The following is a 14,180-nucleotide window of genomic DNA, read 5'->3' as shown; positions in this document are numbered from 1 at the left end:
CGGGTACTGCCTCCGACGTCCTGCTGTGCAATGGTTGCAAGGCGTGTCCGGGTGAAATAGCGTGTTACGGCAACTCTCACTGGAAGGCAGCCAAACGAGCATGAAGCCCAGCAAACCCATCACCCGTGCGTACTGTGTCGAACTGCAGCAGGAGCTGTCGATCGCCGCTGCCCGACGCGAATACTTCTCTCAGGAGCCGCCACGCGCACGCTTCGAGTTTCTCTGCTCGACCGAGGCGTGCAGGACAATGGGGGCGAAGGTTACCGGGGTTCGCTATGACGTGAAGCCACAGGACAACCCGACCTTCGTCGCCGCGCACTTTCGCGCCAACCCGCATTACGACCATCACTCGGGCTGCGAATGGGTGGATGAGCGCGCAGAAGCAGAGGAAGAACCGAACGATCCGGTCGAAGAAACCGATGTACAGACACGCCTGCGCAAGGCCAAACGCAAGCTGGACGACTACATCGATATCTTCGACCCGGTCATCAAAGCGCCGACCAAAGACGCGTCCGGCCCGGAAAAACCCGATGCTGGCGCCCAGCGCCCTGCTGCAACGCTTCCAGTCACAGAACCAGCCAAGCCACCAATTGCTCGCTACAGCGAAACGCGCACCAATAACCTCGAGCGGCTGGTAGACAGCTATCGGCAGGCCAAGGCCGAGCTCTCACTGGAAGACTTCAAGCTTCTGAAGCTGAAAATTCCGGGCCAGGGCGAGGTTTCGTTGCGCTCGTATTTTCGCCATATCAAATACGCGCAATCAGGCGATAACGGCCGGGTGCTGTTCGGAGGCGGTCTGGTCGAGCAGCGGTACGGGTTGGGTTTCAAGTTCAGGTTCTTCGACCGTCTGGACGGCAAACTGGTGACGCTCTACGTATCGCCCGCGCAGATGCAGGCCTATCGCTCCAGCCGCTACATCAGTGAGCTGCTGAGCCATGCGGATGACGTGAAGTTTTTCACGGTGTATGCGCTGGGAACGGTCACACAGAGCCCGTCAGGCAAAAGCTATGGCCTGGAGGTCGACGACTTGCGGCATCTGGCGATCGTGCTGGGGCCGGCGAAGGAGCCGCTTGAGGAAGGGAAAACACCTGAAGCCTGAGCATTGGGTCGAGGATCGTTCCAGCGTTCGACGCTGGAACGATCCGGGTCAGCTCATCAGACCTTGACGATCCAGCCGGCTGGCGCCTCGATGTCACCGGACTGAACGCCGGTCAGCTCCTTGTACAGACGCTGAGTCACAGGACCGACTTCGGTCTGGCTGTAGAACACGTGCAGGTTGTCCTTGTAGGAAATCCCGCCGATCGGAGTAATGACAGCAGCCGTACCGCATGCGCCCGCCTCCTTGAACTCGCCGAGCTGGTCGATGAACACATCCCCCTCTTCGACCGTCAGGCCCAGACGGGATTTCGCCAGTTCGATCAACGACAGGCGGGTGATCCCCGGCAGCACCGATGGCGACTTGGGCGTCAGAAACACATCGTCCTTGGTGATGGCAAAGAAGTTGGCCGAACCCACTTCCTCGATCTTGGAGTGGGTCTGCGGATCGAGATAGATGCAATCTGCAAAGCTGTGCTTCTTGGCTTCGGAACCGGGCATCAGGCTGGCAGCATAGTTACCGCCGACCTTGGCCGCGCCTGTACCGTTGGGCGCAGCGCGGTCGTAGCCGGAGATGACGAAATTGTTCGGCTTCAGGCCACCTTTGAAATAGGCGCCCACCGGAATGCAGAAAATCGAGAAGATGAACTCAGGCGCGGTACGCACACCGATGTTGTCACCCACACCGATGACGAACGGGCGCAGGTACAGCGCGCCGCCGGAACCGTAAGGCGGGATGAAGCGTTCGTTGGCCTTGACCACTTGCTTGCAGGCTTCAATGAACACATCGGTCGGGACATGGGGCATCAACAGGCGGGAGCAGCTGCGCTGCATGCGCTGGGCGTTCTGATCGGGACGGAACAGATTGATCGAGCCATCCTTGCAGCGGTAGGCCTTGAGCCCCTCGAAGCACTGCTGACCATAATGCAGCGCGGTCGACCCTTCGCTGATATGCAGCGTGTTGTCCTCGGTCAGTGAGCCCTGATCCCAGGCACCGTCGCGCCAATGAGAAAGGTAGCGCTTGTCGGTCTTGATGTAATCAAAACCCAGAGTGTCCCAGTTGATGCTTTCTTGACTCATAACGCCCTCTATCATTTTAGCGACTGCCTGGTCGAGTCAGGCCAATGCCTTATTCTGCCAGATCATTCGGGCCATGAGGCTCGAAATAAATGCAAACCGACATGGCATTTCTGAAGCAGGTCCGAACGCACAGGCGCTTTTGCGGCCAGTCAGTTGCCCAATGGCCGTGATGTGGCCTGGCGCTGGCGAACGTATGAGAGGAAGGCGTCCATGTCCGAGCTGCACAAGGTCCGTGCCACGGATTTGACTTCCTCCATGGGCCAGTCCCACCAGGCCGTCTGCAGCAGCAGTTGACGAACATCCTCTTCAAAGCGCCAACGGATGAATTTGCACGGATTACCACCGACAACCGAATAGGGGGCGACATCGCGTACAACCATCGCGCCAGCACCGACGATTGCACCGTGACCGATCGTGACGCCTGACACGATGAGCGCGTTGGCGCAGATCCAGCAGTCACTGCCAATGGTGACATCACCCTTGCTGGGGGAGTAATCCTTGATATCTGCCAATTGCTCGACCATTGCGGGAAATGGATAGGTCGTGATCCAGTCTGTGCGGTGCTCACCACCCAGCAGAATCCTCACCCCTTCAGCAATCGAAGTGTAGGACCCTACGCGCAGCACGGAGTCATCACCAAACTCGACGATATCCGGCGCGCCGTACGTGCCTACACCCACTTCGGCTCGCGGGTATTGCAGTCTGATCTTCTGCGCAAGCCTCTCCAGTTTGTCGAGTTTGCGCAACTGCTTGCGTATTTTTCTGTTTTTTAACAGCTCGATGAATTTCATATCTTCAATCACATGTTTTTTTGACAGCCAGGCCGCGCTTACCGATAGCTCAGGAGCAAACGCTTGCAGCGCCGCAAGGTCGTTCTGTTGATCTGCCTCCACGGGATGGAAAACAACAGACTCCACGCATATCGCTTGTCCGCGACCGCAGCGTATTTCAAGGCCTTGTTGATGGCCTGAGTGCGACCGCTCTGGTATTCGCGATGATCCCGATAAGGCTCGATGCTCTTCAGGTCAGCCTCAAGCAACACCTTGTACTTGCGCGAAAGGTTGTTCGGGTGACGTCGATAGCGCGTGACGATCTCGGGGAGCACATGAATTTCATAGCCCAGATGAGCGATTTTCAGTGTGGCCTGAAAATCCTGCACCCTTATCTGCGGGTCATAGCCGTTCGCATCCTTAATGGCCTTCATGCGGTACAGAGCGACCGGCGCGCCAACGACCACCGCTCCGCGCAATATGTCATCGAACGTCAGCCGCTCGATGTGATCGCGGGACTGACGTTTGATTTCCTTGCCGTCGCCATCCATGTAGCTGACCAGTGCGCCGACACAGCCTACCGCGGGATGATTGTCCAGATACTCGGCGCGAATCCGCACCGATGAGGGAAGCATGATGTCATCCAGATCCGGCGTAGAGAGGTACACGCCTTTGGCGTAACGCAGACCATGGTTGAGGGCAGCACTGACGCCCTGATTGGCCTGGCGATAGAGCTGGAAAGGATAGCGTTGCTGCAGGGACTCCAGCATCGCGATGCTGTTGTCGGTCGAGCCATCATCAACGACGATGACCTCGAAATTCTCGTAGTCCTGAGCAAAAATACTCTGAATCGCGACCTGGAGAAATCGCTCGGCGTTGTAGCAAGGGGCAACGATGGAAACCAAAGCGCTAGGCGTGGGGTTCTGACTTTCTGAAGACATCATGGGTAGCAGCCATAATCATGATCAGCCCTGACGGGCTCGGAAACCGAATATCTGTAACAGGTCGCTTGAAAACGGCACATCATGCGGCAAGCGCTCCTGATTTTCCATGAAAGGTCAAAAACGTCCTGTGAACAGGCATTTATAGCCGCGGAAAAACTGCCGACATGCCCTGTCTTTCATTCAGTGTAGATCGGCACTCAAAAAAAAACCCCGTTCTTCGCAGAACGGGGTTTTCATGTTGCGCATCAAGTGGAATCAGAAAGCGTAAGTCACCAGCAATTCTTTTGTCACCTGAAAGTCGACCGACATCATCACGCTCAAGGCAGTGATGGTGAAGATCGAAAACACGAACAGCTTGCGAGCCCAGACAGTATCGTCAACGGCCTTGTAGCCCTTCCAGGCCATGTACAGCCAGTACATACCCATACCCGCTGCAACAGCCAGGTAGTTGAGGCCCGCATAGCCACCCACGGTCAACATCAGGGTCGCTACGAGGAACGCCAGGATGTAGAGCATGATGTGGCGCTTGGTAACCAGAATGCCGCGCTTGACCGGCAGAACCGGAATCTTCGCAGCACGGTAATCATTGAAGCGGAAGATGGCGATCGCATACGAATGCGGCATCTGCCACAGGCTGAACATCACCAGTAGCGTGAGAGCCGCAAAGTCGAAGCTGTTGCTCACTGCGCAGTAGCCAATCACCGGCGGCATGGCCCCCGAGAGACTGCCCACCAACGTGCCGTGAACGGATCTGCGTTTCAGGTACAGGCTGTAAAGGCCGACGTAGATCACGAACCCGATCACTGCAAACAGTGCGGCCAACGGATTGGCCTCGGTGTACAGCAGGCCAACGCCTGCGATACCGAGCAGGGTTGCGTAGAGCAGCGCCAGTTTCAGAGAAACCAGACCCTGCACCAGAACCCGGTTACGGGTTCTTTCCATTCGCTGATCGATATCGCGATCGATGCAGTTATTGAACACACAACCGGACGCAACGACCAGGGAAGTACCGATGACCGCCGCAAGGAACACGCCGAAATCGATATTTCCCTTGGAAGCCAGAAAAAAGCCACCTGCCACCGAAAGCACGTTACCGAAAATGATCCCCGGCTTGGTGATTTGGATAAAGTGCTTCAGTGACATCTGGTATTCCTCAATGCGCCATCATTTCGCGGTGGACGCTGAAGATGATCCACAGCGACAAGCCGACCAGCAGGACGATAACCATCGTGGTAAAGGCGAAGGCCATCACGTTGTTACGCTGCACGCTTGTGAAGTCCAGATGCAGGAAGTAATGCAGGTGCACCAGAATCTGGATGATCGCGAAGACCAGAACGATCGCGATCGTCATGTCCTTCGGCAGCGAAGGTGACATCACCAGGGCAAACGGAATGGCGGTCAGGATGATCGACAGTACGAAACCGATGATGTACGACTTCACTGAGCCGTGACTATTGTCTTCAGCGGAGTGATGCGAATTTGACATTACAAAGCTCCCATCAGATAGACAACGGTGAACACGCCGATCCAGACAACGTCCAGGAAGTGCCAGAACAGGCTCAGGCAGCTCAGGCGCGTCTTGTTGGTGTTGGTCAGGCCCTTTTTCTGGACCTGGAACATCATGATCGCCATCCAGATCAGGCCGCTGGTCACGTGCACGCCGTGCAGACCTACCAGCGCGAAGAACGCTGACAGGAAGCCGCTGCGGCTAGGACCGAAGCCCTCTTCGATCAGGTGATGGAACTCATAGACTTCCATACCGATAAACGCAGCACCACACAGGAAGGTCAGTGCCAGCCAGCCCAGTACCTGGCTTTTATTGCCCTTGTACAGTGCCAGCATGGCGAAGCCGTAAGTGATACTACTGACCAACAGGAACGCGGTTTCCACAGCCACGAATGGCAGCAGGAAAATGTCCTGGCCCGACGGGCCGCCCGCGACGCTGTTGACCATCACGGCGTACACCGCGAAGAACGAGGCGAACAACACGCAGTCGGTCATCAGGTACAGCCAGAAGCCGTAGACCGTCATGCCACCGCTGTCGTGGTGATCGTCATGCCCATGATCATGGTCGTGACCGTGATCGTGGGCTCCGGAGTTGATTGCAATATTTGACATTGTTTAAACCTGTTCCAGCGAGGACTTGACAGGAGTGTATGCACCGTTGGCCGCCAGGACCTTGTGATGCTCACCTTCAATACGCGCTACATCTTCAGCAGGCACCATGTAGCCCTGGTCGTCACGCATGGCGTGAGCAACGAAGACGGCAATGGTCGCAACCAGGCTTGCGCCTACCAGCCACCAGATGTGCCAGATGAATGCAAAGCCGAAGACCGTCAGCAGCATACCCATGTACAGGCCGGTCGCCGTGTTGTTAGGCATGTGGATCGCCGAGTAGCGGGCAGGAACCTTGTAAGCGGTACCGGCACGTTTCGCATCGGTGAACGGGTCGACGTCGTCAGCTTTTGGCAGCTCGGCAAAGTTGTAGAACGGTGGAGGCGATGAAGTGGACCATTCCAGGGTATGGCCATTCCATGGGTCACCGGTCAGATCGCGGTTGTTGTCGCGGTCACGGATACTCACGAACAGCTGGATCAGCTGCGAAGCGATACCCATGGCGATCAGCACGGCGCCGAACAGCGCGACGTCCAGGTAGATGTTCCACTCTGGCATGTCAGTAGCGTTCAGACGACGGGTCATGCCCAGGAAGCCCAGCGCGTACAGCGGCATGAATGCGACGAAGAAGCCGACGATCCAGAACCAGAACGCTGCCTTGCCCCACTTCTCGTTCAGGGTGAAACCGAACGCTTTAGGGAACCAGAACGCGAAGCCGGCGATGTAACCGAATACCGCACCGCCGATGATGACGTTGTGGAAGTGAGCGATTACGAACAGGCTGTTGTGCAGCACGAAGTCGGCACCCGGGATCGCCAACAGAACGCCGGTCATGCCGCCGATCGAGAAGGTGACCATGAAGCCCAGGGTCCAGAGCACCGGCGCAGTGAAGCGCAGACGGCCCTGATACATGGTGAACAGCCAGTTGAACAGCTTCACCCCCGTCGGGATCGCAATCAGCATCGTCGCCAGACCGAAGAAGGCGTTGACGTTGGCACCCGCACCCATGGTGAAGAAGTGGTGCAGCCAGACCATGAAGCCCAGGATACAGATCGCACCAGAGGCGAAGATCATCGACTTGTGGCCGAACAGACGCTTGCCGGAGAACGTGGAGATGACTTCCGAGAACACGCCGAAGGCCGGCAGGATCAGGATGTACACCTCAGGGTGACCCCACGCCCAGAACAGGTTCACGTACATCATGGGGTTACCGCCCATTTCGTTCGTGAAAATGTGGAAGTCCAGGTAGCGGTCAAGGGTCAGGAACGCCAGGGTAGCGGTCAGGATCGGGAACGAAGCCACGATCAGGATGTTTGCCCAGGTGCAGGTCCAGGTGAAGATCGGCATGTCCATCAGTTTCATGCCAGGGGTACGCATTTTCAGAACGGTCACGAGGAAGTTGACCCCCGTCAGCGTTGTACCTAACCCGGATAACTGTAGCGCCCAGATGTAGTAGTCAACCCCTACGCCAGGACTGTATTGCAACCCGGAAAGAGGTGGATACGCGACCCAGCCGGTCTTGGCGAACTCACCGACACCCAGAGAGATGTTGATCAGCAGCATACCTGCGACCAGCAGCCAGAAGCTCAGGGAGTTCAGGAACGGGAACGCCACGTCGCGAGCGCCGATCTGCAGAGGCAGAACGATGTTCATCAGACCCGTGAAGAACGGCATCGCCATGAAGATGATCATGATCACACCGTGAGCGGTGAAGATCTGGTCATAGTGCTCAGGCGGAAGGAACCCTTCGGAACCGTTCTGGGCCATCGCCAATTGGGTACGCATCATGATCGCGTCGGCAAAACCGCGCAGCAGCATGACCATGGCAACGACGATGTACATCACACCGATTTTCTTGTGGTCGACAGAGGTCAGCCACTCAGACCACAAGTACGTCCACTTGCGGAAATAGGTGATCAACCCGACAACCGCAATGCCGCCGAGCGCGATCATGGCAAGTGTCACCATGACTATGGGCTCGTGGAACGGCACCGCTTCCAGACTTAATTTGCCAAACATCGTTTACTCCTCTGCCCCAGCAGCTGAATTTTTGCCTTTTTCCGCACCAGCCTCACCGGCTACTTCCTTCTCACCAGCAACAACCTTCTTGCCTGGATTCATACCTTCATACTTGTCGATGACGATCTGGAACAGGTTCGGGGTGACCGAGGAAAAGAGTTCGACAGGGTTGCGTTCGCTCGGCTTGATCAACTCGGCGTATTCGGCCGTGCCAAGCTTTTTGGGCGAGCTCTTGACTTCGCTGACCCAGCTGTCGAAATCAGCCTGGCTGGTAGCGATGGCCTTGAACTTCATGCCGGTAAAGCCTGCGCCACTGTAGTTGGCCGAAATACCGTTGAATTCGTGATTCTCGTTGGCAATGAGGTGCAGCTTGGTGTGCATGCCCGCCATCGCGTAGATCTGACCACCCAGACCGGGGATGAAGAACGAGTTCATCACGCTGTCCGAGGTGACCTGGAAGTTGATCGGAGTCTTGGCCGGGAACACGATCTTGTTGACCGTGGCAATGCCGTAGTCCGGGTAGACGAACACCCACTTCCAGTCAACCGAGATCGCCTGGATGGTGATCGGCTTGACGTCCGAATCAAGCGGACGGTAAGGGTCCAGCGAGTGAGTCGAGACGTAAGTGATGTACCCCAGGAAGACCAGCAGCAACATGGGTACGCCCCAGACTGCGATTTCGATCTTGGTGGAGTGAGACCAGTCCGGCGTGTACTTGGCAGCCTTGTTCGATGCGCGATACTTCCAGGCGAAGATCAGGGTCATCAGGATGACCGGGATCACGACAATCAGCATCAGCAGCGTTGCGATTATGATCAGGTTCCGCTGCTCGATACCCACCTGCCCTTTTGGATCGAGCAGAGGTACGCCATCGCATCCACTGAGCAAAAGCATACAGAAAAGGGCCAAGAAGCCAAAAAACCTGGGGTACCTTTTTTTACTCATTTCACGACCTCTAAAAGCAGCTTGCGCGGTGCAGTTGGGTTTCGACCGCCAACACTTCGCCCTGCCAGTGCCGGCTAATTTTTTTGAATTGAACAAGGGCCGCCAGTACGCACAGCGGCGTATCGACAAGTCCGGGTTTAGCTATGGATTCTTGTTTTTTGAGTTGCTGGAACTGCCCAAAACTTCGGGCAGACGCTTTCGACGCGGCCATTATACGCCCTCAGAGGCAAGCGTTGCGCTGCCTGTTCAGAGTGCACAGGGGACGCTCCAAGCCTCAAAATGCTGATCGTTCGGCCAAGCTGAACGACAGCTGACGGGGATTGTAGATACGTAAATTTTTAATGACTATGCCTAATTTTGTAACAGTTATTCTCTATATGCGTAACAATCGCTCTTCAAACGCATCATTACACGCGAAAAAAGCCCCGCATTCACGGGGCATTTTTGCGAAAGCCCCTGTAGTTAGTAAGGGTTGCGGCGGTTGCGGATGATGCACGCCGGTACCAGAACTGCAGTCAGGACAAACGCTGTCAGCGCCCATTGCGCGAGTGACAATCCGAGAACCGGCGGATATGGCGTCGTGCAGAAACCGCTGACCTGAAACCCGGTAGGGAACAGTGTAGCCAATGGCAGGCCATCGACAATCGGCTGCAGCACATCGATGCCGCAGCTGTCGGACGGATGCGCGAGGATCCAGACATGCCGGCCGGCAGCAGCAATGCCGCCAAGGGCGCTGAGGGTGACCAGGGTTTCAAACACCGTAACGCTGCGGCGTCCGGGCATGGCGGCGCCGATGAACGCAAAAATGGCGATAAACAACAGTGCGTAACGCTGCAGGATGCACAGCGGGCACGGCGCTTCGCCCAGGGCGATCTGCATGTACAGGGCGCCGCCGATCAGGGCCAGGCAGATAATGCCCAGCAAAACCAGAAAGCGCTTTTCGCGTCTCAGGTACAACGTGTTGTCGCTCATTCACATACCTTACTGAACTGATGAAAGGGTTGGCCTGCGCCGTGCAGCGTGCGCAGCCTCAACGGGTGGGGACTGCCTGACCGGGCCGAGGCGTGCGCGATGATCATCTGTCTGATTCGGCAACTCAAGCATTGGCCAGCCATACGGACGCATTTGCCGGCCAGGTGGTCTGCATGGCAGCAGATCCACGACCGCCAGGACATTTTTTGCAGGGGCCGGATGCAAGGCCCTTCTATATATAGAAGGGTGCGTCAGTTTGTCGCAGCTCTTCTTCTATATATAGCTGCGGTATTTTGTCGCAGGGCGCCTTTCTGGCAAAGCACTATGGGGTGGGAACCCGCTACACAGGTTGTGGGAATGCAGAGAGCGACAATCTGCCGCCCTCCCCCGGTTTGACTCAACCGAAGCCAGACTGCCACTATCGGCGCATGGGCAGCCAGTTTCTCGGGCACGCCACGGTGCAGTGCAACGACGTCCAATGGCAAGCGAACGGCGCACTCGGCTGTCGGTTAAAAATCCTCAAGCCAGCCCGCCTCGGGTCGATAACCTGTCATAGAAAGTTGTTTGCCGCTACCAGGCGACGAAACACCTACAGCCAGAAGGTTCATATGTCCAAGAACGTCCGAGCAGATTCACTTTCGCTGCTCCTCTTCACGTTGCGCAGCGGCAAGCTGATGGCGATCAACCTGCTCAAGGTCAGCGAGATCATTCCCTGCCCGCCTCTGACCCATCTTCCCGAATCGCATCCACACGTCAAAGGTATCGCGACGTTACGGGGTTCGTCACTGTCGGTTATCGACCTGAGTCGTGCGATCGGCGAGCGACCGCTGGCCGATCCAGACGGTGGCTGCCTGATCGTCACGGATGTCAGCCGCTCGAAGCAGGGCCTGCACGTTCAGGCCGTGAGCAAGATTGTGCATTGCCTGACCACCGATATCCGTCCGCCGCCGTACGGGTCGAGCAGCAAGTCGTTCATCACCGGGGTCACCCAGGTCGATGGCGTGCTGGTGCAGGTACTGGATATCGAGAAAGTTATCCACGGTATCGCCCCTGCGCAGATCGTCGTGCAGTCCACAGAGCTGGCCAAAGAGGATGCGGAACTGCTGAGCAAAGCGCGGATTCTGGTCGTCGATGACAGTCAGGTGGCGCTGCAGCAATCGATCATCACCTTGCGCAATCTCGGTCTCGAATGCCACACGGCGCGCAGTGCCAAAGAGGCCATCGATGTTCTGCTCGATCTGCAGGGTACTGCGCGGCAGATCAACGTGGTGGTGTCCGATATCGAGATGTCAGAGATGGACGGCTACGCCCTGACCCGCACACTTCGGGATACCCCGGACTTCAGTGACCTGTACATCCTGCTGCACACCTCGCTCGACAGCGCGATGAACAGCGAGAAGTCGCAGATCGCCGGGGCCAATGCCGTGCTGACCAAGTTCTCGTCACCTGAGTTGACCAAATGCCTGATCGAGGCCGCACGTACGGTGGTCGCCCAAGGGCTCTGATCCCTGAGCGCACAGCGACACAACGTCCGAACATGACCGATGCATCCGCCGCGCACTACTGGCTGATGCGTCGGGATCTTGCAGTGCCAGTGCCCATCCCGGCCTGGCCGCCTGGCATCCAGCCACATCCCTTTACGCTTGAGCGAGCCGCAGAAGTTCATCGCCTGCTGACCCTGGGTTATGGCAGCGCGGCAGGCTGCGTGGCGGATTATCCGGACTGGCTGGCTGCATTCGAACACGATCCCGAATGCGATCCGTCGTTGTGCTTTCTGGCCATGCGTAACGAAACGGTAGTCGGTGTGATCGTGTGCTGGACCAGCGCATTCATCAGGGACCTGGTGGTGCACCCTGATGTGCGACACAGCGGGATCGGCCACGCCCTGCTCAATCATTTGTTCACCCATCTGCGTACGCGTAATGAAGCATCGGTCGACCTTCACGTCATGGAAAACAACCTGGCGGCGCGGCGGCTTTATGAAAAATCCGCAATGGTCTATCTCAAGCGTTTCGACATCCCTGCAGCCTGAACCCGCGACCCACCCGGCCAACGTCTGGCGCGCAACTTGCTTCCCGAGAGACACCAAGCGAGTGAGTGACCAATTGTTGTCGCTTGCCGCCTACCTGTTGGACGGGTCATCGAGATAATGGACACCAAGTTTTCCTGCGTAGGGTGTGGCGGCTGCTGCACCGACCATCACGTACCGCTGACGCTCGACGAAGCCGCGCAGTGGGCGGCCGATGGCGGCAACGTCATCGTGCTGACCGAGGCATTTCTGAGCAATGGCTACGGGGTTTCCGAGACGCAGCTGACCCATGCCAGCCGTCGCTCGGCCGAGGTCAGCACTGGCAGCACGACAGCCTTTGTGGCGATCACCTTCGCGGCCTACAACGTGGGGCGCTGCCGGAATCTTGACGAGAAGAACCTGTGTCGCATCTACGAGCGCCGGCCACTGGTGTGCCGAATCTATCCGATGGAGATCAACCCGCACATCCCGTTACGCCCGGAGAACAAAGGCTGCCCGCCGGAGTCCTGGGAGCAGGGTCCTGACCTTATCGTCAACGACAGGCTGGTTGATACGCAACTGATAGACCTGATCGAACAGTCGCGTCAGGCCGACCGGGATGAGATAGAGACCAAACAGCTGATTTGCCAGAAGCTCGGCATCCGTACCACCGCCCTCAAGGGCAACGGTTTCGTCGCCTACCTGCCGGACATGGGCGCGTTTGCCGCTGCCATCGAAGAAGTCGCAAATCCAGCGCAGGATGAGCAAGCCCAAGGCTCGAAGTGGGAATTTCACGTCGCCGGCCAGCACGTTCTGGACACCCTGCAACAGGAAGGTGCCGAGGTGACTGACCGGCAGCCGGCTTCTTACCTGTTCATCCCCTTGCAGGCGGCCTGAGCAGGATCACTGAGGCAATCAGCGCTTGCCCATCGACCTGCGGGTGCCAGCTGGCGCGACGCCCGGGGTCTTGTGATGGCCGTGCTTGTTGTTTTTCTGATGCCACGCCGGCTCCTTTTTGGCCTGGGCAAACTCCGAAGGCTTGAACGGAAAGCTGAAAGGCGCAATGACAGCCTTGTTCTCAGTGTCTGCGACGGAGTCGGCTGCGGCGTCTTGAACAGGAGGTTGTTCAGGCGTGGTCATGGTGTCACCAGAAAGTCGAATTGGCCGGGCAAATGCCCGCGGCCGCGCAGCATACATCAATCGCCGCATAACCGCCCGAGCCTCCTGTCGCCGTCATTTGTAGAACAGATCGACCATCACCTCGGCATTGAACGGTCCGGGCCGTGGCATGTTGGTGTTCCACAGCAGTTCGGCATTGAAGTCCGCCCTGGCCGTGTTGGTTTCGCCGAGCAATTCCGCCAGATGGAATGGCTCGTTGTAACGTAGCAGCTGACCGTTGACTGCACTGGTAATGCGTATCCCCAATGAATCATTACCGACGGGGATCAGCAGCTCGCCAGACAGATTGCCTGTCACCGGCCTGAAACGCGCATCGATGCTGAACGGCGAATCACAGCTGCGGCTGGTCAGCAGAGAGAATGTCTGGGTGGCAGTCACTTTGCCAATGGCCACCTGGTGTATCGCAACGTCGCCAAATTCCACGGTTTCCGGGAGCACTTGCAGATCGGCATCGCAGGCCACGAACCTCAGTCCCCGCAGGTTATTGATCACATAACTGAGGCTGCGCCCTGACAGCAGACTCGGGTCTGTCGCGCCGCCCAGCTGAAAAAACCGGTAATCGAGCAAATCACTGGCCACGCCGGAGGACGGTGTAGCGCCGAACTTCTGGATAAATACCGAAAACGCCAGGCTAAAGCGCACTTTCGGGCAGTTTTCGAGCGTGCTCTCACCCTCGCGACACACCGGCACGTAGCTACCGGTACCGACCCGACCACTGCCTTGCAGGTGATCGATGCCCTGCAACGTCATTCCGGCACGAATCCCCTGACCGATCGAACGATTGTCCGGATTCAGGTAGATAAAAACTTCCTCCGCTTCGGACTGCCAGCCCTCTCTGGCGCACTCGACCTGAACAGTCAGAGGTTCGGAACGCCATACCACTTCCCCGTCAGGCATCGACTCCGGGATTGCCACCGTACTGCTCAGATCATCGTGAATTTCGGTTTCGCCCGTCCCTTGAGTGGTACAAACCACTGCGAAGGTGGAAGCCGGCTGCAGTAACAGCAACACGGCAAGGGATCGCAGCCAGCCTCTGGCAGAGAGATGTTTCAT

At 57.3% G+C, this 14,180-nt stretch carries 16 protein-coding genes; 4 read left to right on the top strand and 12 right to left on the bottom strand.

The features are described 5' to 3' along the window. The first annotated feature begins 100 nt into the window (after nt 1–100). Nucleotides 101–1,099: an ATPase gene (locus tag JOE39_RS25320; protein WP_210078142.1), complete on the top strand. Its 999-nt coding sequence runs from the start codon at nt 101–103 to the stop codon at nt 1,097–1,099. Between the two features lie 56 nt (nt 1,100–1,155). Here the strand turns inward: JOE39_RS25320 and JOE39_RS25315 are convergent, their stop codons facing one another. From JOE39_RS25315 to JOE39_RS25270, 10 genes are all read right to left on the bottom strand, one after another. Continuing rightward, nucleotides 1,156–2,175 (bottom strand): branched-chain amino acid aminotransferase, encoded by a 1,020-nt coding sequence (locus tag JOE39_RS25315; protein WP_003314085.1) that lies wholly within the window; start codon nt 2,173–2,175, stop codon nt 1,156–1,158. Between the two features lie 149 nt (nt 2,176–2,324). After that, nucleotides 2,325–2,966 carry a CatB-related O-acetyltransferase gene (locus tag JOE39_RS25310; protein WP_003415305.1) on the bottom strand — a complete coding sequence of 214 codons (642 nt, stop codon included), beginning with the start codon at nt 2,964–2,966 and terminating at the stop codon, nt 2,325–2,327. A gap of 38 nt (nt 2,967–3,004) precedes the next feature. After that, nucleotides 3,005–3,889 carry a glycosyltransferase family 2 protein gene (locus JOE39_RS25305; protein ID WP_210078144.1) on the bottom strand — a complete coding sequence of 295 codons (885 nt, stop codon included), beginning with the start codon at nt 3,887–3,889 and terminating at the stop codon, nt 3,005–3,007. A gap of 255 nt (nt 3,890–4,144) precedes the next feature. Then, a complete protein-coding gene (gene cyoE / locus JOE39_RS25300) occupies nt 4,145–5,032 on the bottom strand; it encodes a heme o synthase (RefSeq protein WP_003314082.1) in 888 nt (295 codons plus the stop codon). 10 nt (nt 5,033–5,042) lie between these two features. Beyond that, a complete protein-coding gene (cyoD, locus tag JOE39_RS25295; protein WP_002552345.1) occupies nt 5,043–5,375 on the bottom strand; it encodes a cytochrome o ubiquinol oxidase subunit IV in 333 nt (110 codons plus the stop codon). Continuing rightward, nucleotides 5,375–6,007 carry a cytochrome o ubiquinol oxidase subunit III gene (locus JOE39_RS25290; RefSeq protein ID WP_003421830.1) on the bottom strand — a complete coding sequence of 211 codons (633 nt, stop codon included), beginning with the start codon at nt 6,005–6,007 and terminating at the stop codon, nt 5,375–5,377. The genes cyoD and JOE39_RS25290 overlap by 1 nt, the downstream gene beginning before the upstream one ends. A 3-nt stretch (nt 6,008–6,010) precedes the next feature. Continuing rightward, on the bottom strand, nt 6,011–8,023 hold the full coding sequence (gene cyoB, locus JOE39_RS25285; protein ID WP_210078145.1) for a cytochrome o ubiquinol oxidase subunit I: 2,013 nt from the start codon (nt 8,021–8,023) through the stop codon (nt 6,011–6,013). Between the two features lie 3 nt (nt 8,024–8,026). After that, a complete protein-coding gene (cyoA, locus tag JOE39_RS25280; RefSeq protein WP_025990861.1) occupies nt 8,027–8,968 on the bottom strand; it encodes a ubiquinol oxidase subunit II in 942 nt (313 codons plus the stop codon). Between the two features lie 10 nt (nt 8,969–8,978). Next, nucleotides 8,979–9,179 carry a hypothetical protein gene (locus tag JOE39_RS25275; protein WP_003314077.1) on the bottom strand — a complete coding sequence of 67 codons (201 nt, stop codon included), beginning with the start codon at nt 9,177–9,179 and terminating at the stop codon, nt 8,979–8,981. A gap of 251 nt (nt 9,180–9,430) precedes the next feature. Continuing rightward, a complete protein-coding gene (locus tag JOE39_RS25270) occupies nt 9,431–9,940 on the bottom strand; it encodes a disulfide bond formation protein B (protein WP_003314076.1) in 510 nt (169 codons plus the stop codon). Nucleotides 9,941–10,548: 608 nt separating this feature from the next. Between JOE39_RS25270 and JOE39_RS25265 the strand changes: the two genes are divergently transcribed. From JOE39_RS25265 to JOE39_RS25255, 3 genes are all read left to right on the top strand, one after another. Then, nucleotides 10,549–11,445, top strand: a complete 897-nt coding sequence (locus JOE39_RS25265) for a chemotaxis protein (protein WP_003408993.1) — start codon at nt 10,549–10,551, stop codon at nt 11,443–11,445. Between the two features lie 65 nt (nt 11,446–11,510). Next, nucleotides 11,511–11,972: a GNAT family N-acetyltransferase gene (locus JOE39_RS25260; RefSeq protein WP_074907648.1), complete on the top strand. Its 462-nt coding sequence runs from the start codon at nt 11,511–11,513 to the stop codon at nt 11,970–11,972. 117 nt (nt 11,973–12,089) lie between these two features. Then, the gene (locus JOE39_RS25255) at nt 12,090–12,845 is read left to right on the top strand and encodes a YkgJ family cysteine cluster protein (RefSeq protein ID WP_074907478.1); all 756 of its coding nucleotides are present in this window, start codon (nt 12,090–12,092) and stop codon (nt 12,843–12,845) included. An 18-nt stretch (nt 12,846–12,863) separates the two neighbouring features. Here the strand turns inward: JOE39_RS25255 and JOE39_RS25250 are convergent, their stop codons facing one another. After that, a complete protein-coding gene (locus JOE39_RS25250) occupies nt 12,864–13,088 on the bottom strand; it encodes a hypothetical protein (RefSeq protein WP_003415292.1) in 225 nt (74 codons plus the stop codon). Between the two features lie 93 nt (nt 13,089–13,181). Beyond that, nucleotides 13,182–14,180, bottom strand: coding sequence for a fimbrial protein (locus tag JOE39_RS25245; protein ID WP_024692442.1), 999 nt, complete (start codon nt 14,178–14,180; stop codon nt 13,182–13,184).

The organism is Pseudomonas sp. PvP100 (genome assembly GCF_017833055.1).
In the GTDB taxonomy this organism is placed as follows: domain Bacteria; phylum Pseudomonadota; class Gammaproteobacteria; order Pseudomonadales; family Pseudomonadaceae; genus Aquipseudomonas; species Aquipseudomonas syringae.
The sequence above is the reverse complement of the archived record's forward strand: the minus strand, read 5'-3'. Positions and strand labels throughout refer to the sequence as shown.

What these genes read in the sequence shown, in the direction of transcription:
- JOE39_RS25320 (WP_210078142.1), top strand. Translation starts at nt 101, where the DNA reads ATGAAGCCCAGCAAACCCATCACCCGTGCGTACTGTGTCGAACTGCAG.
- JOE39_RS25315 (WP_003314085.1), bottom strand. Translation starts at nt 2,175, where the DNA reads ATGAGTCAAGAAAGCATCAACTGGGACACTCTGGGTTTTGATTACATC.
- JOE39_RS25310 (WP_003415305.1), bottom strand. Translation starts at nt 2,966, where the DNA reads ATGAAATTCATCGAGCTGTTAAAAAACAGAAAAATACGCAAGCAGTTG.
- JOE39_RS25305 (WP_210078144.1), bottom strand. Translation starts at nt 3,889, where the DNA reads ATGATGTCTTCAGAAAGTCAGAACCCCACGCCTAGCGCTTTGGTTTCC.
- cyoE (WP_003314082.1), bottom strand. Translation starts at nt 5,032, where the DNA reads ATGTCACTGAAGCACTTTATCCAAATCACCAAGCCGGGGATCATTTTC.
- cyoD (WP_002552345.1), bottom strand. Translation starts at nt 5,375, where the DNA reads ATGTCAAATTCGCATCACTCCGCTGAAGACAATAGTCACGGCTCAGTG.
- JOE39_RS25290 (WP_003421830.1), bottom strand. Translation starts at nt 6,007, where the DNA reads ATGTCAAATATTGCAATCAACTCCGGAGCCCACGATCACGGTCACGAC.
- cyoB (WP_210078145.1), bottom strand. Translation starts at nt 8,023, where the DNA reads ATGTTTGGCAAATTAAGTCTGGAAGCGGTGCCGTTCCACGAGCCCATA.
- cyoA (WP_025990861.1), bottom strand. Translation starts at nt 8,968, where the DNA reads ATGAGTAAAAAAAGGTACCCCAGGTTTTTTGGCTTCTTGGCCCTTTTC.
- JOE39_RS25275 (WP_003314077.1), bottom strand. Translation starts at nt 9,179, where the DNA reads ATGGCCGCGTCGAAAGCGTCTGCCCGAAGTTTTGGGCAGTTCCAGCAA.
- JOE39_RS25270 (WP_003314076.1), bottom strand. Translation starts at nt 9,940, where the DNA reads ATGAGCGACAACACGTTGTACCTGAGACGCGAAAAGCGCTTTCTGGTT.
- JOE39_RS25265 (WP_003408993.1), top strand. Translation starts at nt 10,549, where the DNA reads ATGTCCAAGAACGTCCGAGCAGATTCACTTTCGCTGCTCCTCTTCACG.
- JOE39_RS25260 (WP_074907648.1), top strand. Translation starts at nt 11,511, where the DNA reads ATGCGTCGGGATCTTGCAGTGCCAGTGCCCATCCCGGCCTGGCCGCCT.
- JOE39_RS25255 (WP_074907478.1), top strand. Translation starts at nt 12,090, where the DNA reads ATGGACACCAAGTTTTCCTGCGTAGGGTGTGGCGGCTGCTGCACCGAC.
- JOE39_RS25250 (WP_003415292.1), bottom strand. Translation starts at nt 13,088, where the DNA reads ATGACCACGCCTGAACAACCTCCTGTTCAAGACGCCGCAGCCGACTCC.
- JOE39_RS25245 (WP_024692442.1), bottom strand. Translation starts at nt 14,180, where the DNA reads ATGAAACATCTCTCTGCCAGAGGCTGGCTGCGATCCCTTGCCGTGTTG.